Source organism: Streptococcus sp. HMSC078H03 (genome assembly GCF_001808655.1).
GTDB lineage: Bacteria > Bacillota > Bacilli > Lactobacillales > Streptococcaceae > Streptococcus > Streptococcus salivarius_G.
This window is the reverse complement of record NZ_KV794113.1, coordinates 20,580-40,177: the sequence shown is the minus strand read 5'-3', so window position 1 is coordinate 40,177 and position 19,598 is coordinate 20,580. Positions and strand designations below refer to the sequence as shown.

At 40.3% G+C, this 19,598-nt stretch carries 23 protein-coding genes; 22 read left to right on the top strand and 1 reads right to left on the bottom strand.

Annotated features, from left to right (window positions below):
- Window positions 1-12: 12 nt before the first annotated feature.
- The 21 genes from rnz to HMPREF2607_RS06025 all read left to right on the top strand — a co-directional run bounded on the left by rnz (window position 13) and on the right by HMPREF2607_RS06025 (window position 17,942).
- Window positions 13-942 (top strand): ribonuclease Z, encoded by a 930-nt coding sequence (rnz, locus tag HMPREF2607_RS06125; RefSeq protein WP_002884122.1) that lies wholly within the window; start codon window positions 13-15, stop codon window positions 940-942.
- Window positions 942-1,709, top strand: coding sequence for an SDR family NAD(P)-dependent oxidoreductase (locus tag HMPREF2607_RS06120; protein ID WP_064521293.1), 768 nt, complete (start codon window positions 942-944; stop codon window positions 1,707-1,709). Before rnz ends, HMPREF2607_RS06120 begins: the two co-directional genes overlap by 1 nt.
- 11 nt (window positions 1,710-1,720) lie before the next feature.
- Window positions 1,721-2,431 (top strand): class I SAM-dependent methyltransferase, encoded by a 711-nt coding sequence (locus tag HMPREF2607_RS06115; protein WP_064521294.1) that lies wholly within the window; start codon window positions 1,721-1,723, stop codon window positions 2,429-2,431.
- Between the two features lies 1 nt (window position 2,432).
- Window positions 2,433-2,837, top strand: coding sequence for a GNAT family N-acetyltransferase (locus HMPREF2607_RS06110; protein WP_064521295.1), 405 nt, complete (start codon window positions 2,433-2,435; stop codon window positions 2,835-2,837).
- 305 nt (window positions 2,838-3,142) lie between these two features.
- Complete coding sequence (recJ, locus tag HMPREF2607_RS06105) at window positions 3,143-5,344, top strand: single-stranded-DNA-specific exonuclease RecJ (protein WP_070476347.1); 2,202 nt, start codon at window positions 3,143-3,145, stop codon at window positions 5,342-5,344.
- A 118-nt stretch (window positions 5,345-5,462) separates the two neighbouring features.
- Complete coding sequence (locus HMPREF2607_RS06100) at window positions 5,463-5,981, top strand: adenine phosphoribosyltransferase (RefSeq protein ID WP_048790968.1); 519 nt, start codon at window positions 5,463-5,465, stop codon at window positions 5,979-5,981.
- Between the two features lie 172 nt (window positions 5,982-6,153).
- Window positions 6,154-7,098 (top strand): homoserine O-acetyltransferase MetA, encoded by a 945-nt coding sequence (metA, locus tag HMPREF2607_RS06095; protein ID WP_070476345.1) that lies wholly within the window; start codon window positions 6,154-6,156, stop codon window positions 7,096-7,098.
- Between the two features lie 71 nt (window positions 7,099-7,169).
- Entirely contained in the window at window positions 7,170-7,868 is a 699-nt protein-coding gene (locus HMPREF2607_RS06090) for a DnaD domain-containing protein (RefSeq protein ID WP_070476343.1), read from the top strand.
- Window positions 7,868-8,512: an endonuclease III gene (gene nth / locus HMPREF2607_RS06085; protein WP_070476341.1), complete on the top strand. Its 645-nt coding sequence runs from the start codon at window positions 7,868-7,870 to the stop codon at window positions 8,510-8,512. The genes HMPREF2607_RS06090 and nth overlap by 1 nt, the downstream gene beginning before the upstream one ends.
- A gap of 127 nt (window positions 8,513-8,639) precedes the next feature.
- On the top strand, window positions 8,640-9,401 hold the full coding sequence (locus HMPREF2607_RS06080) for a hypothetical protein (RefSeq protein ID WP_070476338.1): 762 nt from the start codon (window positions 8,640-8,642) through the stop codon (window positions 9,399-9,401).
- Window positions 9,402-9,587: 186 nt separating this feature from the next.
- Window positions 9,588-10,916, top strand: a complete 1,329-nt coding sequence (gene xseA, locus HMPREF2607_RS06075; RefSeq protein ID WP_021144302.1) for an exodeoxyribonuclease VII large subunit — start codon at window positions 9,588-9,590, stop codon at window positions 10,914-10,916.
- Window positions 10,906-11,121: an exodeoxyribonuclease VII small subunit gene (locus tag HMPREF2607_RS06070; RefSeq protein ID WP_002884058.1), complete on the top strand. Its 216-nt coding sequence runs from the start codon at window positions 10,906-10,908 to the stop codon at window positions 11,119-11,121. Before xseA ends, HMPREF2607_RS06070 begins: the two co-directional genes overlap by 11 nt.
- The gene (locus tag HMPREF2607_RS06065) at window positions 11,121-11,993 is read left to right on the top strand and encodes a polyprenyl synthetase family protein (RefSeq protein ID WP_070476336.1); all 873 of its coding nucleotides are present in this window, start codon (window positions 11,121-11,123) and stop codon (window positions 11,991-11,993) included. Before HMPREF2607_RS06070 ends, HMPREF2607_RS06065 begins: the two co-directional genes overlap by 1 nt.
- Window positions 11,986-12,813: a TlyA family RNA methyltransferase gene (locus HMPREF2607_RS06060; RefSeq protein ID WP_002884054.1), complete on the top strand. Its 828-nt coding sequence runs from the start codon at window positions 11,986-11,988 to the stop codon at window positions 12,811-12,813. The genes HMPREF2607_RS06065 and HMPREF2607_RS06060 overlap by 8 nt, the downstream gene beginning before the upstream one ends.
- Window positions 12,800-13,246: an arginine repressor gene (locus tag HMPREF2607_RS06055; protein ID WP_002890762.1), complete on the top strand. Its 447-nt coding sequence runs from the start codon at window positions 12,800-12,802 to the stop codon at window positions 13,244-13,246. Before HMPREF2607_RS06060 ends, HMPREF2607_RS06055 begins: the two co-directional genes overlap by 14 nt.
- 8 nt (window positions 13,247-13,254) lie before the next feature.
- On the top strand, window positions 13,255-14,925 hold the full coding sequence (recN, locus tag HMPREF2607_RS06050) for a DNA repair protein RecN (RefSeq protein ID WP_070476335.1): 1,671 nt from the start codon (window positions 13,255-13,257) through the stop codon (window positions 14,923-14,925).
- Window positions 14,926-14,994: 69 nt separating this feature from the next.
- Window positions 14,995-15,837: a DegV family protein gene (locus tag HMPREF2607_RS06045; protein ID WP_070476332.1), complete on the top strand. Its 843-nt coding sequence runs from the start codon at window positions 14,995-14,997 to the stop codon at window positions 15,835-15,837.
- Entirely contained in the window at window positions 15,830-16,705 is an 876-nt protein-coding gene (locus tag HMPREF2607_RS06040; protein ID WP_070476330.1) for an SGNH/GDSL hydrolase family protein, read from the top strand. Before HMPREF2607_RS06045 ends, HMPREF2607_RS06040 begins: the two co-directional genes overlap by 8 nt.
- Complete coding sequence (locus HMPREF2607_RS06035) at window positions 16,698-17,270, top strand: YpmS family protein (protein ID WP_070476329.1); 573 nt, start codon at window positions 16,698-16,700, stop codon at window positions 17,268-17,270. The genes HMPREF2607_RS06040 and HMPREF2607_RS06035 overlap by 8 nt, the downstream gene beginning before the upstream one ends.
- Window positions 17,271-17,406: 136 nt before the next feature.
- Window positions 17,407-17,682: an HU family DNA-binding protein gene (locus HMPREF2607_RS06030; RefSeq protein ID WP_002884048.1), complete on the top strand. Its 276-nt coding sequence runs from the start codon at window positions 17,407-17,409 to the stop codon at window positions 17,680-17,682.
- 59 nt (window positions 17,683-17,741) lie between these two features.
- The gene (locus tag HMPREF2607_RS06025; protein WP_002890779.1) at window positions 17,742-17,942 is read left to right on the top strand and encodes a hypothetical protein; all 201 of its coding nucleotides are present in this window, start codon (window positions 17,742-17,744) and stop codon (window positions 17,940-17,942) included.
- Between the two features lie 62 nt (window positions 17,943-18,004).
- On the opposite strand, the gene HMPREF2607_RS06020 is transcribed toward HMPREF2607_RS06025, so the two are convergent.
- Window positions 18,005-18,940 (bottom strand): dihydroorotate oxidase, encoded by a 936-nt coding sequence (locus HMPREF2607_RS06020; protein WP_070476327.1) that lies wholly within the window; start codon window positions 18,938-18,940, stop codon window positions 18,005-18,007.
- A 255-nt stretch (window positions 18,941-19,195) separates the two neighbouring features.
- Here HMPREF2607_RS06020 and HMPREF2607_RS06015 point away from each other — a divergent pair.
- The coding region (locus HMPREF2607_RS06015; protein WP_148130159.1) for a 2,3-bisphosphoglycerate-dependent phosphoglycerate mutase at window positions 19,196-19,598 on the top strand (403 nt) is incomplete at its 3' end.

The following is a 19,598-nucleotide window of genomic DNA, read 5'->3' as shown; positions in this document are numbered from 1 at the left end:
GTATAGGAAGTCATGGAATTACAATTTTTAGGGACGGGTGCCGGGCAGCCCTCCAAGGCCCGTAACGTGTCGAGTCTGGTTCTGAAGTTACTCGATGAAATCAATGAGGTCTGGATGTTTGACTGTGGAGAAGGTACCCAACGTCAGATTTTAGAAACAACAATCAAACCTCGTAAAGTTAAAAAAATCTTTATCACACATATGCATGGAGACCATATCTTTGGCCTACCTGGTTTCTTGGCTAGCCGTTCCTTCCAATCGAGTGAAGAACAAACTGACCTTGAAGTTTATGGTCCAGTCGGTATCAAACAATATGTCATGACAAGTCTTCGTACCTCTGGGACACGCCTCCCTTACCATGTGCATTTTAAGGAAATTGATGAGCATAAGCTAGGCTTGGTTATGGAAAATGACAAGTTCGCTGTTTATGCAGATAAGTTGGATCACACCATTTTTTGTATTGGTTACCGTGTGGTTCAAAAGGATCTTGAAGGAACCTTGGACGCTGAGGCCCTTAAAGCAGCAGGTGTGCCGTTTGGTCCTCTTTTTGGTCAAATTAAGAATGGCCAAGATGTGGTTCTTGAAGATGGAACTAAAATCATTGCCAAGGACTTTATTTCCGCACCTAAGAAAGGTAAGGTTATCACTATCTTAGGTGATACTCGTAAGACGAATGCCAGTGTTCGTCTTGGATTGGGGGCGGATGTCTTGGTCCACGAGTCTACTTATGGTAAGGGAGATGAAAAAATTGCCAAGAGTCATGGTCACTCAACCAATATGCAAGCAGCACAGGTCGCTAAGGATGCGTCAGCAAAACGCCTTCTTCTAAATCACGTATCAGCTCGTTTCTTGGGGCGTGATATCGGTAAGATGGCAGCAGATGCCAAAACGATTTTCGAAAACACCCACATCGTTCGTGACTTGGAAGAGGTAGAGATTTAATGGCTAAACAACGTATTATCGCTATTACTGGTGCTTCAGGAGGGCTTGCACAAGAAATTGTCAAGCAGCTCTCACCTAGTGATGGCATTATCCTCTTAGGAAGAGACAAGGATAAACTTGAGAAATGTTATCGCCATGTGGAAAATAAAACCTGCCTTGCCATTGACCTTAGAGACGACAATGCCATTAAAAAAATGGTAGATTATCTCTATCAACGATTTGGACGTATTGATGTCTTTATCAATAATGCTGGTTTCGGTGAATTCAAGTCTTATGATAATTACACTAGCCAAGAAGTACGTGATATGTTTGATATCAATACCTTGGCGACAATGACCTTTTCACGTCTAATGGCTGAGAAAATGGTCGAGCAAGGCCATGGGCATATCATCAATATCGCCAGTATGGCGGGAAAAATTGCGACAGCCAACTCAAGTGTCTATGCAGCGACAAAGTTTGCTGTAATTGGCTTCTCAGATGCCCTTCGTCTAGAGCTGGCTGATAAGGGAGTCTATGTGACAACAGTCAATCCTGGTCCAATTGAGACAAGCTTCTTTGACCAAGCAGATCCCTCTGGAGCCTATCTTGAGAGTGTTAAGAAGTTTGTCCTCAGTCCTAAATACGTGGCTAAAAAGATTGTCCGTATTCTGGGCAAAAACAAACGTGAAGTTAACTTGCCACGACTATTAGCGGTTGCGCACAAAGGGTATACGCTATTTCCACGCATCTCGGACAAACTAGCTACCAATGTGTTTAACTACAAATAGGAGGATACTAGATGGCCGCAAATATCCAAGCGTATTTAGAGAATCTCAAGCAACCCTGGGGTCAAATCTATTATGATATTCTTTTTGACCAATTACAGGATATCAAGGGTAAGCGAGTTCTTGATTTTGGCAGTGGCTTTGGCCTTGTGGCCAACCACTTGGCTCATGAAAATCAAGTTCTAGCTGTAGAACCCAATGAAGAAATGGTAGCTTTGCGGACCCAGGATTACCCATATCAGCAACTAGTCGGGAGTCTGGATCAGTTAGAAAGCTTTGAGGATGCTAGCTTTGATGTCATTCTCTGCCACAATGTCTTAGAGTATGTAGAGAATCGCAAGGCTGTTCTCAAGGCGTTCATCCGCCTCTTGAAACCAGGAGGCCTGCTCTCTATCGTCAAGCACAATGAAGTCGGCCGAGTCCTACAGACCGTCGTCTTTGAAAATGATACTCAGAAGGCCCTCGATTTACTAGCAGGCCAAGATCTGGAAACCCACTCCATGGGTTTGGCTCAAGCCTATGATCTAGATGCAGTAATAGAAAATCTAGCTCTTGAAAATAAAGACTACCAAGGAATCCGTGTCTTTTATGCCTTGCAGGATAATCGCTTCAAAGACCAAGAGGGATGGCGAGAGTCTATGCTCAAGATGGAGCTGGCGGTCTGCCAAGAATCCCCTTATCGGGATATCGCCTTCTTCCAGCATTATAGGTTAAAAAGGAGTTAAGATGTTAAATTATAAAAAAGAGATTCCAGCGATAACAGACCTACTCGCACTGTACAGTTCAGTCGGCTGGACCAATTATACCAACAACCCAGCTATGCTAGAAGAAGCTGTCAAAGCTAGTCTCTGGCAGTTGGCAGTTTATGATGAGGAAGAGTTAGTAGCCTACATTCGCTTGGTAGGAGATGGACACTCTGTTCTTTTGGTGCAGGACCTCTTGGTGCGACCAGATCATCAGCGCCAAGGAATCGGAAAGAAACTCTTAGAAGAGGCTTTAGCAACTTTTCCCAATGTCTATCAACGACTCCTTGTCACTGAACGTAGCGAGAAAAATCTAGCTTTTTACCAATCTCTGGGCTTTATCGAACTTTCAGAGCAAGCTTGTACAGGGATGATTTATAAATATTGATGTAAAGGATTTCCAAATAGGGAATCTTTTTCTTGTTTTTTCTAATATTACTTGAAAATGATAGTAGAATAGAGCTAGATAAAAAGAAGAGAAGAATATTTGAGAAAACATAAGTCAAATAAGGAGCAATACCCAGTTTTTTATTTAGTCTAGAAAAGTAGGTATTAATTGGAAATGTACCACGAGTCGAAGCACCTTTCGATGTTTTCCATTCTCTTTCTAGGAAACTTAGGCTTCTATTCACTATGATAAATTTTTTCATGTTATAATAGGTTGACTAGATGACAGGGAGAAAATATAAAAACATGATTACATCAACGTATGATTGGAAAATAAACACAAAAGAGCCAGATGCTGGCTTTTTTAAACTTGCTAAAGAACATGGGCTGGCAGAGACAGCAGCCAAGATTGCCTATGAACGTGGCGTGACGACAGAAGAGGCTCTTGAAGATTTTCTTAAGGCTGATTTATCACACCTTCATGATCCATATCTTCTTCATGATATGGACAAGGCAGTGGCTAGAATTCGTCAGGCCATTGAAAATTATGAGCAAATCTTAGTCTATGGAGACTATGATGCGGATGGGATGACGTCAGCATCGATTGTCAAGGAAGCTCTTGAAATGATGGGAGCTGAGGCTCGAGTCTATTTGCCTAACCGTTTTACAGATGGTTATGGGCCAAATGAAAGTGTCTACAAGTATTTCATTGAGCAGGAAGGCATTTCACTCATTGTTACAGTGGATAATGGGGTTGCGGGAAATGAAGCTATTGCTTATGCGCAAGAGCAAGGTGTGGACGTTATCGTTACAGACCACCATAGTATGCCGGCACAGCTTCCAGATGCCTTTGCCATTGTCCATCCAGAGCATCCGGATGCCGATTATCCTTTTAAGTATTTGGCAGGATGTGGTGTAGCTTTCAAATTGGCAACTGCCCTTCTTGAAACTATTCCTACAGAGATGTTGGATTTGGTAGCCATTGGTACCATTGCTGATATGGTTAGTCTAACGGATGAAAATCGTATTATGGTCAAGGTAGGTCTGGAAATTCTCAAGACTACTGAGCGTATCGGGCTTCAAGAATTGCTCCGCATTTCAGATGTGGACCCTACAACGATTTCCGAAGAAACGGTAGGTTTCAAACTGGCTCCTCAACTCAATGCCTTGGGACGCTTAGATGATCCAAATCCAGCCATTGAATTGCTGACCGGATTTGACGATGAGGAGGCTCAAGCCATTGCTTTGGAAATCAATGCTAAAAATGAAGAACGTAAGGAAGTTGTTCAAAAAATCTTTGATGAAGCTATGACCATGGTAGACTTGGACAAACCAGTTCAGGTTTTGGCCAAGGAAGGTTGGCATCCTGGTGTTCTAGGTATTGTAGCGGGGCGCATCATGGAACAAATCAGCCAGACAGTAGTGGTTTTGAATATTGAAGATGGCTTGGCTAAGGGTTCGGCCCGTAGTTTGGAATCAATCAATATCTTCCATGCCCTTGATGACCACCGAGACATCTTTACTGCTTTTGGAGGACACGCTGGAGCAGCTGGGATGACCCTTCCGGAGGAAAATCTTGCTCAACTCTCAGATATTTTGTGTCATTATGTCTACGATAATGACATTGATACAAGTGCCAAAAATACGCTTAATTTAGACGAGGAGCTCCAACTCAGCGAGCTTAGCTTGGATACCATTAAGAGCCTAGAAAAATTAGCACCTTTTGGTATGGATAATAAAAAGCCAGTCTTTTGGCTACATGATATTACCGTTACTCAAGCTAGGACAATGGGACAAAATGGAGCCCATCTTAAGTTTAAGGTGAAGCAAGGCAAGGATAGCTTTGACGTTGTCGCTTTTAATAAAGGTAATCTGCTTCAAGAATTTCAACAAGCTCAAGGTTTGGAATTAGCAGTGACCTTGTCTGTCAATGTTTGGAATGGTCAGACAACGCTACAGCTCATGCTAGAAGATGCACGTGTGGATGGTGTTCAATTATTTGATTTCCGCTCAAAAAATATGGCACTGCCTGAAGGCGTACCAACGGTAGAAGAAGCAGCAGACACAGAGCCTGCGGTTGTCCTCAACACCCTACCTGAATCAGTGACAGAATTAAAAGAGTGGTTTGAAGGTAAAGATTTTCAGGCTATCTATTTTAAAAATAGCATTAAGGAAGCCTATTATCTGACAGGTTATGGAACAAGAGAGCAATTTGCAAGGCTCTATAAAACCATTTACCAATTCCCAGAGTTCGATGTCCGTTATAAATTGGATGAACTCAGCCATTACCTTAAAATTGACAAGATTCTTCTGATTAAGATGATTCAAATCTTTGATGAATTGGACTTTGTGACCATTGATAATGGTGTTATGACAGTTAATAAAGAAGCTGAAAAACGTGAGATTGAGGACAGTCAGATTTTCCAAAATCTGAAACGACTCGTTAAGTTCCAAGAACTCATGGCTTTAGGAACGCCACAGGAAATTTATGATTGGCTGTATAAGTAGGGGAGTCTGAATCCAAAGGATTCGTCTCGAAATGAGGGTTAGCATTTTCTAAATTTACTATTTCATGCTATAATGATATGTAAATATTTTTTTGGCGAAAAGCCTATAGGAAGAACAAATGAAATTAGAAGATTATATTGCATCTATTGAAAACTACCCTAAAGAAGGGGTTACTTTCCGTGATATTAGTCCTTTGATGGCTGATGGAAATGCTTATAGCTATGCTATCCGTGAAATCGTTCAGTATGCGACTGATAAGAAGATTGACATGATTGTTGGTCCTGAAGCGCGTGGTTTCATCGTTGGTTGTCCAGTTGCTTTTGAACTTGGTATTGGTTTTGCTCCAGTTCGTAAACCTGGTAAATTGCCACGTGAAGTGATTTCAGCCGATTACGAAAAAGAGTATGGTGTCGATACACTTTGTATGCATGCCGATGCAATCAAGCCAGGCCAACGTGTACTTATCGTAGATGACCTTTTGGCAACTGGTGGTACCGTTAAAGCTACAATTGAAATGATTGAGCGCCTAGGTGGTGTCGTTGCTGGTTGTGCCTTCTTGATTGAGCTTGATGGTCTTAATGGACGTGATGCTATCGAAGGTTACGATACTAAAGTATTGATGAACTTCCCAGGATAAATCTATCTATGAATTAACAAAAGGCCTTAGGGCCTTTTTAACTCTTTTAAAACAAAGGTGCCCTCTAAATATAGTTTAAAGCTATAGCTAACTAGAGAAAATATATATTTGATAACAATACCTCCCCGGTTTATAATATGAATATAGAATAAATAAGGATGGAGATATTGTTATGCCTATAAAACTTGATAATAAGTTACCAGCTCTTGATGTATTGCGTTCGGAAAATGTCTTCATCATGGATGAGAACAGAGCTAGTAGCCAGGATATTCGACCAATGGAGGTCTTAATCCTTAACCTTATGCCTACTAAAGAAGTTACGGAAACTCAATTGCTACGTCTTTTGGCTAATACGCCACTTCAAATTAACGTCGAGTTTCTTTATATGGCTAGTCATAAGTCAAAAAATACCCATGCCGAACATATGGAAACCTTTTATAAGACTTTTGATGAAATTAAGCATAAGTATTATGATGGTCTCATCGTAACAGGTGCTCCTGTTGAGCAAATGCCATTTGAAGAAGTTGATTATTGGCAAGAATTGACACAGGTTTTTGACTGGTCTAAAAAGCATGTCTATTCAACCCTTCATCTGTGTTGGGGAGCTCAAGCAGGTCTCTATTATAAGCATGGAGTCGACAAGGTCCCATTGTCAGAGAAGCTATCTGGTATCTATAAACAAACGGTTGACATGCCTGAAAACTTCCTTATGAATGGCTTTGATGATAGCTTTGTGTCACCACACTCTCGCTATACTGAGGTTACGCTCGAGGATATTAAAGATAAGACGGATTTAGACATTGTTGTGTCAGGACCAGAGGTTGGTTTATCTATTTTAGCAAGTAAGAATCTTCGTGAAGTATATAGTTTCGGTCATTTTGAATATGACCGTGATACTCTGGCCAGAGAATACCGAAGAGATTTGGATGCCGGAATCGATCCAGACGTACCGGCAAACTATTTCCCAGAGGATGATCCAAGTCAGGAGCCTAAACTTCGTTGGAATCTTGCGGCCTCTGCCTTCTTTAGCAATTGGATTAACTATGCGGTATATCAAGAAACACCTTATCGTTTAGAAGAGTTGGAAGACGATTTTTCATTCTACGGTTATTTGTAGTAGACAGTCTCAAAAGACTTATGTGAGCGCATAAAGACTTTTTAGGTGTCTAGCTACTCTGAAAGGTAAATATGAGTTTTTTTGAACAGTATCGATCAGGTAATCTGGTCCTTCCTAATGCTTTATTTTTTCACTTTAAGGATATTTTCCCATCTGCGGATGACTTTCTAGTATGGCAGTTTCTCTATCTACAAACGACAACTCAGATTGGAGAAGTGGCTTCTAGTCAGATAGCGCAAGCAACTGGAAAGACACCAACAGAGGTTAATAAAAGTATTACGACATTGACTGAGGCTGGGCTCCTTGATTTCACGACTATTAAGGTTAATAATGAAATTGAGATGGTTGTAGATGCTTCACCTGCCTTGGCAGTTTTGGATAAGTTAGTGAGCAATGAAAAGATAACGACCGGGCCTGTCGTTGGTCAGCCAACAAATACACAGCTCATCAAGCAACTAACAGATGAGTTGGAACAAGCTTTGGGAATCTTGAATCCTATGGTTATTGAAGATTTAAACAAGGAAATCCAAGAAGAACATACTGATCCCGAACTTATCCGTGAGGCTTTGAAAGAAGCAGTATTTAACCGCAAGACAAATTGGAATTACATCAAAGGGGTTCTGCGTAACTGGAAATTGAGTGGTATTACGACGAAAATTCAAGTTGAAGAGCGTCGTTTGGAGCATCAAGGTAAGAAGCACCATCACCAAGTTTCGGATGACTTTAAAACAGGTATGGATGCAGCCCGTCAATTATGGGGTGGCCAATAATGTTAGGAAGAAAACGTGTTAATGAGGCTCTAGCTCTCATGGGAGAGATGTTTCCAAACGCTCATGGGGAGTTGGAGTGGGAAACTCCTTTCCAACTGTTAGTTGCTGTTATTTTATCAGCCCAGACAACAGATAAGGCTGTTAATAAGATTACACCAGGCTTGTGGGCGCGTTATCCAGAAATTGAGGATTTAGCTTCTGCTAATCTCGATGACGTTGAGATGTGTTTGAGAACGATTGGTCTTTACAAAAATAAAGCAAAGAACATCATCAAGACTGCTAGAGCTGTTTTAATGAATTTTGATGGACAGGTTCCGAAAACGCATAAGGGATTGAAAAGTCTACCTGGTGTGGGACGAAAAACAGCTAACGTAGTATTGGCTGAAGTCTATGGAATCCCTTCTATTGCTGTAGATACGCATGTCTCACGTGTTTCTAAAAGGCTAAATATTGCCCCAGAGGATGCTAGTGTAGAGGAAATCGAAGCGGAACTGATGAAGAAAATCCCAAAGAGGGATTGGATTATCAGTCATCACCGTATGATTTTCTTTGGACGTTATCATTGCCTAGCTAAGAATCCCAAATGCCAGACATGTCCTCTTCAAAGTTATTGTAAGTACTATAAAGAAACAACCAAGAAATAAGCTGGAGAATGTGACTTTCTTCGGCTTTTTACACCTGTAAGAATTTGTTACAAACTAGTAACTTGACAAAAGTCTCAGGCTTTAAGAAAATAGAAGAAACGATTTAGAAGCAGGAGCGATATAGTGAATGGCTGAATTCAGTAATGAAGAGTATCTGAGAGCCTTAGCTGATAATGGTGATAGAGAAGCAGCCAAAGAATATGAGCAAGCTTTGGATAATCGTATTTTTCAGTTGCAGATTTCATTGGCTCAAACGAGTGACCCGCAGGGTCGTAGGGAAGTGCAAAAACTCTTGGAACAAGAGGAAAAGAAAAAAAGGGACTACTTTCAAGAAAAAGAGGAAAAAGCTGTGAGCGAATTTAGACGTCGTAAAAATGAAACTACAAAGGGAAGAAAAGTTTCGAGTTTTGATAAACTCAAAGATCCTAAAATCATTAGATGGGTAATTGGAGTTGTTGCAGTACTTGCGGTGGTTATTCCTGTGGTTACCTTGATGTGGTATAGTAATAACCAAAAAGAAAGTGTAACAAATCCATGGAAAAATGGCCAGTTAGCTAAAAGTAAGGAAGCAGCTGCAGCATCATCTGATAATCAATCCTCTCAAGTTGATACTTCATCCTTGTCTGACCAACAGTTAGAAGACTGGGTTGTTTCTACCTATGCTAAAGAACAAGGTTCAACTGGAGAAAATTATAAGAATCTAGGTTGGAATGTCTATTCATGGACGGATGATGATGATAACCTAGTTTATGCTCAACTTTATGATGCCTATGGTAATGATGTTCTTCTTTTCCGTGTAGATAAGAAGGGACAACTCGAAGCTTATGGTGGTATTGACGGTTCAAGTGATTCTTGGGACGTCGTTTCAAAAAAATATACAACCGATTAATGAAACTATATAAAACACCTGACTATGGTGGTTGAGACTGTCTTTTGACAGTCTTTTTTGGTATAATTTAAGGTAATCGTGTATACAATTAAAAAGCTGACTGAGAAGATTTGGGGATGATGGTTCTACAGAACTTTTTTAATGTCTTCAGGTTTTCGAGGATAGGTTAAATAAAGGAGAGTTGTCGTGTCAGACTATTTATCGGTCACATCCTTAACCAAATATTTGAAAATGAAATTTGACCGTGATCCTTATTTAGAGAGGGTATATTTGACGGGACAGGTTTCCAATTTTCGTCGCCGCCCGAGTCATCAATATTTTTCGCTTAAGGATGAAGGAGCTGTTATTCAGGCGACGATTTGGGCTGGAGTTTTCAAAAAACTTGGTTTTGAACTCGAAGAAGGGATGAAAATCAATGTCGTAGGTCGTGTCCAGATTTATGAGCCTAGTGGCTCTTATTCCATTATTATCGAGAAGGCTGAGCCGGATGGTATTGGAGCTTTGGCTATCCAGTTTGAACAGCTTCGTAAAAAATTGACTGCAGAAGGCTACTTTGATGATCGTCATAAGCAAGCGCTGCCTAATTTTGTCAAAAAAATCGGGGTTGTCACAAGTCCTAGTGGTGCGGTTATTCGAGATATTATTACGACCGTTAGTCGTCGTTTTTCAGGGGTAGAAATCTTACTTTTCCCTACCAAGGTTCAAGGTGAAGGAGCTGCACAGGAAATTGCTGAAAATATCCAAAAAGCCAATCAAAGGGATGACCTAGATTTACTTATCGTTGGTCGTGGTGGAGGTTCTATTGAAGACCTCTGGGCTTTTAACGAGGAAATTGTTGTTCAGTCCATTTTTGAGAGTCGTCTACCTGTGATTTCAAGTGTTGGTCACGAAACAGATACGACCTTGGCTGACTTTGTTGCAGATCGTAGGGCTGCTACACCTACAGCAGCGGCAGAACTTGCTACTCCAGTATCAAAGGCCGATATCTTGGTTTGGATTCGTGAAAGACAAAATAGAGCTTATCAAGCCTGTTTGAGACGTATACAGTACAATCAAGAACGTTTGGCTAAACTGTCACAATCTGTTGTCTTTAGGCAACCTGAGCGCCTATATGATGGTTATTTACAAAAGTTGGATCGACTAACAACAAGGCTTGAAACCTTCGTGAGTCAAGATTTCGATCGAAAGCAAAAAAAAGCGGAACTTTTGAAACAACGGTTACAAGGCTTAAATCTTCTGATCAGTGTTCAGAACTATCAAGACCGTCGAGAGTCTTTGCAACGTTTATTGGTGACCACAACTAAGAACACCATTAATGGTAACCGTGTGAGATTAGAAAAGGCACAGGATGCTTTATTGTCTCTAGATACTAGCCGTATTGTTGCAAGGGGCTATGCCATTGTCAAAAAAGATGATAAACCTTTAACCAGTACCAAGAATATTACCGAAGGTGATCAATTAACCGTCCAAATGAGAGATGGAGAACTAGAAGTAGAGGTGAAAAATGTCAACTAAAAAAACATTTGAGGAAAATTTACAGGACTTAGAAGCCATTGTCACTAAGCTCGAAACAGGTGATGTTGCTCTTGAGGATGCTATTGCTGAGTTCCAAAAAGGTATGGCCTTGTCTAAGGATTTGCAGAAGACCTTGGAAGATGCTGAAAAAACACTAGTTAAGGTTATGCAAGCAGATGGTACAGAAACGGAAATGGATGCCTAATGAGCAAGCTAAATAAAATTGATGCGGCTATCCGTGATTACTACCAAAAAAAGAATCTTCCTGTATCAAGTGATTTAATCACTGCTATTCTTTATTCAGTTGATAGTGGCGGTAAGCGTATTCGTCCACTGATTTTCTTAGATTTACTTGAAGGATTTGGTTTAGAGCTAACTCCTAGTCATTTCGATGTTGCAGCGAGTCTTGAAATGATTCATACTGGAAGTCTGATTCACGATGATCTGCCGGCTATGGATGATGATGATTACCGTCGAGGACGTTTAACCAACCATAAGAAATTTGATGAAGCAACGGCGATATTGGCTGGCGATTCTCTCTTTTTGGATCCCTTTGATCTCCTGGCCCAAACAGAGCTATCAGCAGAAATTCGAGTTCAATTGATTCAAGCATTGTCTCATTCCTCAGGCACCTTCGGTATGGTTGGTGGCCAGATGTTGGATATGAAGGGGGAAGGTCAGGAACTAGATTTATCGCAACTAGCTAAAATTCATGAGCATAAGACAGGTATGCTTTTAACCTTTCCTTTTGTGGCGGCTGGTATTGTTGCTCAAAAAAATCTAGAGGTTTTGGAAAATCTGAAAGAAGCTGGTCGCCTGATTGGTCTTGCCTTTCAAGTCCGTGATGATATTTTGGATGTGACTGCTGATTTCGAAGAACTTGGAAAGACACCTGGAAAAGATGTAGTAGCGGGAAAATCAACCTATCCAGCTCTTCTTGGTCTGGAAAAATCACATGCTATCCTCGAAGAATCACTTAGTAAAGCTGAGGCTATTTTCCAAAATCTAGCTGAGACTCAAGGTTTCAAGAAAGACAGTATTATAGAAATCATAGAAAGGTTACGACTCCATGCCTAAGGAAAGAGTAGACGTCTTGGCTTATAAACAAGGCCTTTTTGAAACACGAGAACAAGCAAAACGTGGCGTAATGGCAGGTTTAGTTGTTAATGTTATCAATGGTGAGCGTTACGATAAACCTGGTGAAAAAATCGATGACGGGACTGAGTTAAAACTAAAAGGTGAGAAGCTTAAGTATGTGAGTCGTGGAGGACTCAAACTTGAAAAAGCTTTGGAAGTTTTCAATCTGTCAGTTGAAGGTATGACGACCATTGATATCGGAGCCTCAACAGGTGGGTTTACTGATGTTATGCTTCAAAATGGGGCCAAACTGGTTTATGCTGTTGATGTCGGCACCAATCAGTTGGTTTGGAAATTACGTCAAGATGAGCGTGTTCGTTCTATGGAGCAATATAATTTTCGTTATGCTGAACCTGTCGACTTTACAGAAGGACTACCGTCTTTTGCATCAATCGATGTCAGCTTCATCTCTCTTAATCTGATTCTACCGGCTTTGGCTAAGATATTGGTTGATGGGGGGCAAGTTGTTGCTCTTGTGAAACCACAATTTGAGGCGGGCCGTGAACAAATTGGGAAAAACGGGATTGTCCGTGAGAGCAGTGTCCATGAAAAAGTGTTAGAAACAGTGACTGCTTTTGCGGTTGACTATGGCTTTTCAGTTAAGGGGCTGGACTTTTCACCTATTCAAGGTGGTCATGGTAACATTGAGTTTCTCGCACACTTGGAGAAGACAAATTCTCCTCAAAATGATGCTCAAACCTCTATTAAGGAAGTTGTAGCACAAGCACACAAGGAGTTTAAAAAGAATGAAGAAGAATGATCGTTTGGAGTTAATCCGAAAGATTGTCCAAGAAAATAAAATTACGACTCAAGGAGAATTGGTAAAATTACTCCAAAATGAGGGATTAAAGGCTACTCAAGCGACTGTATCGCGTGATATCAATGAAATTGGTATTACCAAAGTACCAACTGAAGACGGTTCTTACATCTATGGGCTCTCAACTGCTCCTAGACGAGTAGGTGGAACCTCTGTTGCGACTCGTCGCTTGTTGCGCGTTGATCGTCAACATGCCTTTATGAATATCGTTGTTCAACCTGGGACAAGCCGCCTCATCAAGAAGATTCTTTTAGATGAGTACAAGCATTTGATTTTTAGTGTTATTGCTGATGATGATACCCTCTTTTTAGTGGCTCAGTCAGAGTTAGCAGCTATTGAGCTACAGGGGCAAATCATTAAGTGGGTTGAAGAATAGGAGGGCCTATGCTTCTCGAAATTACGATAAAGAATTTCGCAATTATTGAAGAGATTTCTCTAAACTTTGAGAATGGTATGACCGTCCTTACTGGTGAAACAGGTGCTGGTAAGTCCATTATTATAGATGCTATGAATCTTATGTTGGGTGCTAGGGCTTCTAGTGAGGTCGTCCGTCATTCAGCATCTAAGGCTGAAATTCAGGGCTTCTTTTCAATCGAACAAAATCCTGCCTTGGTTAGTATCTTGGAAGATAATGGAATTCCTGTTGAGGATGAATTGATTATCCGTCGTGAAATCTTCCAAAATGGTAGAAGTGTTAGTCGTATCAATGGGCAGATGGTCAATTTAACGACGCTTAAGGCTGTTGGGCACTTCTTGGTAGATATCCATGGACAACATGACCAGGAAGAGCTTATGAAACCTGCTCTGCATATTATCATGCTTGATGCCTTTGGTGACAAGGAATTTTTCCAGACTAAGAAAGAGTACCAGGAGTATTTTGACCGCTATCGTGAGTTAAGAAAAGCTGTTCTAGAAAAGCAGAAAAATGAGCAGGAGCATAAGGCTCGAATTGAAATGCTAGCTTTTCAGATTTCAGAAATTGAAGCAGTCTCTCTAAAATCAGGAGAAGATTTGGCTTTGATGCAGGAGCGAGACAAGCTTCTTAATCATAAGCAAATTGCTGATACCTTAACAAATGCCTATGTCATGCTGGATAATGAAGATTTTTCAAGCCTTTCAAATGTTCGTTCTGCCATGAATGACCTCCAGTCTCTTGAAGAGTATGACTCTGATTACAAAGAACTCTCTGGAAATCTATCAGAAGCCTATTATGTTCTGGAAGATGTCACTAAGCAACTAGGTGATTTTTTGGATAATCTGGACTTTGATGCTGGGCGTTTACAAGAGATTGAACACCGCTTAGATACCATTAATGCCATTACTCGTAAATATGGTGGGACTGTCGATGACGTCTTGGATTATCTGGAAAATTCAAGTAAAGAATACAATCTTCTGACAGGCAACTCTAGCTCGTCAGATGCTATGGAACAAGAGCTTAAGCAACTTGAAAAGGACCTGCTTGCGTCTGCGGAGACCCTACAAACAGCACGCCATCAAATTGCTACGGCTCTTGAAGCTGAGATTAAGAGCGAGTTGTGTGACCTCTATATGGATAAGGCTGATTTTAAAGTCACCTTTACTAAGGGGAAATTTAATCGTGATGGTAATGAGCAGGTTGAGTTTTACATCTCAACCAATCCAGGTGAAGGCTTTAAACCGCTTGTTAAGGTAGCTTCAGGTGGTGAATTATCACGACTCATGTTAGCGATTAAGTCAGCCTTTGCCCGCAAAGAAGATAAAACAAGTATCGTCTTTGATGAGGTTGACACTGGCGTTTCAGGACGTGTTGCCCAAGCCATCGCTCAGAAGATTCATAAGATTGGGAGTCATGGTCAGGTCTTGGCCATCAGTCACCTTCCGCAAGTTATTGCTATTGCTGATTATCAGTTTTTTATTTCTAAGGAAAGCGATAATGAGACAACAGTCTCTCGTGTTCGTCTTTTGACACCTGAGGAAAGGGTGCAAGAAATCGCTAAGATGTTAGCAGGTGATAACGTGACGGAGGCTGCCTTGAGCCAAGCAAGAGCTTTGTTAAAGGTGGATGACTTTCTTTAGGAAAAGACTTGGGAAAAACTTTCCAGTCATGCTATAATAGAATAAAAATTTGTGTTAAGCGAGAAAATTATGAGTAAAATCAGAATTGTAACCGATTCGTCAATCACGATTGAACCAGAATTGGTTAAAAAATATAATATCACTGTTGTCCCATTGTCGGTAATGGTGGACGGTGTCATCTATTCAGATAGTGACCTTCGAGAAGAAGGCCGTTTCTTGGAAATGATGAAGCATAGTAAAGAGTTACCAAAGACAAGCCAACCACCTGTAGGTTTGTTTGCTGAGACATATGAAAATCTTGTCAAAGAAGGTGCAGAACAAATTGTGGCAATCCACATTATGCACACACTCTCTGGGACATGTGAAGCCTCACGTCAAGGAGCTAGTCTTTCAGGAGCAGATGTAACTGTCATCGATTCAGGCTTTACGGATCAATGCCTCAAGTTTCAAGTTGTTGAGGCAGCTAAATTAGCTGAAGCAGGAGCTAGTCTTGATGAGATTGTAGCCCATGTTGAAGAAGTGAAAAATAAATCTGAACTTCATATTGGTGTTTCTACCCTTGAGAATCTGGTTAAAGGTGGTCGTATTGGACGTGTAACAGGTCTTCTGTCTTCATTGCTCAATATCCGTGTCATCATGGAGTTGAAAGACTATCAGTTGAATACGGTTGCTAAGGGGCGAGGAGCTAAGACTTTCACGAAATGGTTAGATTCTTATATTAATGGTATCAAGGATAAGGACCGCAAAGTGGCAGAGATTGGTATTTCTTATGCAGGAACACCTGATTTAGCACATGAACTGGCTGAAAAACTTGAGGGTTTGGGTGCTCCAATTTCAATCCTTGAGACTGGTTCCATCATTCAAACGCACACTGGTGAAGGCGCCTTTGCCGTAATGGTTCGTTATGAATAAGTGGAAAGAATCAGAATTAGTTAGAAGCCTTGTAGGCTTCTTCTTGCTTTTTCTCTTATTTCTCGGCCTCTTCATTTTTATCGTTCCTAGTACGCATCAGTCATCAAAAATTGCAGAAAAGATTAAATCTATCAAAAATGAAAATGTGACCTATGTTGCTATTGGTGATTCCCTTACTCAAGGGGTAGGTGATAGTAGTAATCAAGGAGGATTCGTTCCTGTGCTATCACAGGCATTAGAGTCAGATTTTGACTGGCAAGTGACTTCTCGTAACTACGGTATTGCGGGGAATACGAGTAATCAAATTCTCAAAAGAATGCAAGAAAAGAAGGATATTCAAAGAGATCTCAAAAAGGCTAAAGTGATGACTCTGACAGTTGGTGGTAATGATGTGATCCATGTCATTAAGGACAATATCACGAATCTTAATGTAGCTACCTTCACTAAGCCTGCCCAGGCCTATCAAAAGAGATTAGGACAGATTATTGAGCTAGCTCGCAAGGAAAATAAAACATTGCCAATTTATATTGTTGGTATTTACAATCCTTTTTATCTTAATTTTCCAGAGATGACAGAAATGCAAACTATTGTAGATAATTGGAACCAGTCTACTGAAGAGGTGTGCAAAGAGTACGATAATGTGTATTTTGTTCCTGTAAATGATTTGCTTTATAAGGGAATTGATGGTAAGGGCGGTGTTACAAGCTCTGATGATACCTCTCAGTCTAGTAAATCTTCTCAAGATAGCCTGAACGATGCTCTTTTTGAGGATGATCATTTTCATCCAAATAATACAGGTTATCAAATTATGTCAGATGCCATTTTGAAACGTATTAACCAAACAAAGAAGGAGTGGTCAGGTGAGTAAGATATGGAAGTGGCTATTTTTAGGACTCTTGGCCTTAAATCTAGCTTTAGTAAGTGTTGTGATATATAGAATCATGACTCCAGTGGAGACGACAAGTTCTGTATCCCTACCCAAGGGAGCAACTAAAATTGGAAAATATAGTATGACTAAGGATGAGCTTGACGCTGCTCTTACAGGATTTGCCCAGAATTATTCGACTGATAAGATGCGTTTCAAGGTCAAGGTTACCAATTCTAAAATTGTTTTTGAAAGTAGCTATAAGGTTTTAGGTCATGCTGTTCCTCTATATGTCTATTTTACGCCGGTTGTTAGTGAATCAGGAGCAATTGTACTGCATGTTTCTGAGCTTTCAGCTGGAACCTTGAAACTGCCTGTTTCGGATGTCCTTAAGATGATTAAACGTTCGACTAACCTTCCTGATTACATCGCAATCGATAGTAAGAAGGGAAAGGTTACCCTAAATATTCAGTCTATGAAGAATGAGAAGGGGATAACAGCACGTGCTCAAAGCCTAGATTTGGTTAATGACCGTATCGAATTTGACATCTATAAGACAATAAATTAAAAAGCCTTTACTTTTTGCAAAAAAGCGATTAAATTAGCGTTTATTACTTGACCTCATAGGCCTTTTAGGATAAGATAATACTTGTTCAAGCGCTAAAAAAACTATTCGCTTAGAAATAAATTGGAGGATTGTTACAATGGCTAACAAACAAGATTTGATCGCTAAAGTTGCAGAAGCAACTGAGCTTACTAAAAAAGATTCAGCAGCAGCTGTAGATGCAGTTTTCGCTTCTATCGAAGAATTCCTTGCTGCAGGTGAAAAAGTACAATTGATCGGTTTCGGTAACTTTGAAGTACGCGAACGCGCTGCTCGTCAAGGTCGTAACCCACAAACTGGTGAAGCTATCTCAATCGCAGCTTCTAAAGTTCCTGCATTTAAAGCTGGTAAAGCTCTTAAAGACGCAGTTAAATAATGTAAAAACCCCTAAGATTTTAGGGGTTTTGATTTATACGAAATAAGTTAAGGAAATCTATGAAAACCATAACAGTGGTATTGATTTTTCTTTTGGTTTTTACTGTTATTAAACTATCAGGTATTGTTGCTATTAGCAAACTGATGAAGCCAAGTGAAGAACAAATTGAAGAAGCGCGTCAGAAACGTCTTCAAGCTGAAAAAGAGGGCAAAGACCCTTTTGAAGACTGGGATGAACGCGATGATGATGGTCTTGTCTAATAAGAGAATCCTCATCAAATAACAAAAAAAGTTTGGAAGATTTTCCAAACTTTTTTTATAGACTAGTCGATGTAGTGAAGTTTTCCTCGGAAGTCTTCAAGAGTTTCGTAACCTTTTTCTTCCATGATTTCTTTAAGTTCTTTAGTAATACGGTCAAAAATATCGACACCTTCTTTTTGAAGGGCAGTACCAACTTGTACCATACTTGCGCCACAAAGGATGTGTTCAAAAGCATCACGACCAGATTTTACACCACCAGTACCAATAATTTGGATTTCAGGATTCAAACGTTGGTAGAAAGCATGAACGTTTGCCAAGGCAGTAGGTTTGATGTAGTCACCACCTATACCACCAAAACCATTCTTAGGTTTGATGACAACAGACTCATCTTCAATGTAAAGGCCATTACCAATTGAGTTCACACAGTTAACAAAGACAAGTGGGAATTGGTTGAAAACGGCAGCAGCTTGGTCAAAGTGCACAATATCAAAGTATGGTGGTAATTTCACACCAAGAGGTTTCGTAAAGTAAGAAAAGACTTCAGTTAGGATCTCTGTTGTTGTTTCAAAATCGTAAGCGATTTGAGGTTTACCCGGAACGTTAGGACATGAAAGGTTGAGTTCAACCAGCCCTTCATAGTCACTTTCTTGAACTTTTTTAAGAATGGTGTGTGTTTCCTCAGGTGAAAGACCAACGAGAGAAAGAAAATGATTTTTTGTATTGGGTTGCTTTTGTAATTCAATGACATAGTCAAGGTAGTATTCGAAACCGTTATTTGGCAATCCCATTGAGTTGATTGACCCAAGAGGTACATTCACATAACGTGGTTCAGGATTACCGGGACGGGCCTCAAGTGTTCCTGTTTTTGTGACAAATGAACCTGCAGCTGAAGCATCAACCTCTGCCAATTCTTCCTTAGTCATACAATGAACACCAGCGGCATTCATAAGACAGTTATCAAATGTAAACTGACCAACTTTTGTAGCAGTAGAAACCATAAGATCCTCCTTAAAGATCACAAAGTAAAATGTTACTATTTCATCTCATTTTAGCATGAAAAGAGGCCTAAAACAAGGAAATATTGGACGGGCTAAAGCCTCTAAAACGAAATTCTGATATCGTCTCTTTTTGCCAAGACAAGAAGCAATAGAATTTTACAGAATTTTTTGGATTTTGCTAGCTTTTTCAAGGTTTTTTGGGTAGAATAGATACAGTAAATGGGTTTAACCCAAAATAAAAAGGAGACATAACTAATGGTAAAATTGGTTTTCGCTCGCCACGGTGAGTCTGAATGGAACAAAGCTAACCTTTTCACAGGTTGGGCTGACGTAGATCTTTCTGAAAAAGGTACTCAACAAGCTATCGACGCTGGTAAATTGATTAAAGAAGCTGGTATCGAATTTGACCAAGCATACACTTCAGTATTGAAACGTGCGATCAAAACAACTAACTTGGCTCTTGAAGCATCTGACCAACTTTGGGTTCCAGTTGAAAAATCATGGCGCTTGAACGAACGTCACTACGGTGGTTTGACTGGTAAAAACAAAGCAGAAGCTGCTGAGCAATTTGGTGATGAGCAAGTTCACATCTGGCGTCGTTCATACGATGTATTGCCTCCAGCAATGGATCGTGATGATGAGCACTCAGCACACACTG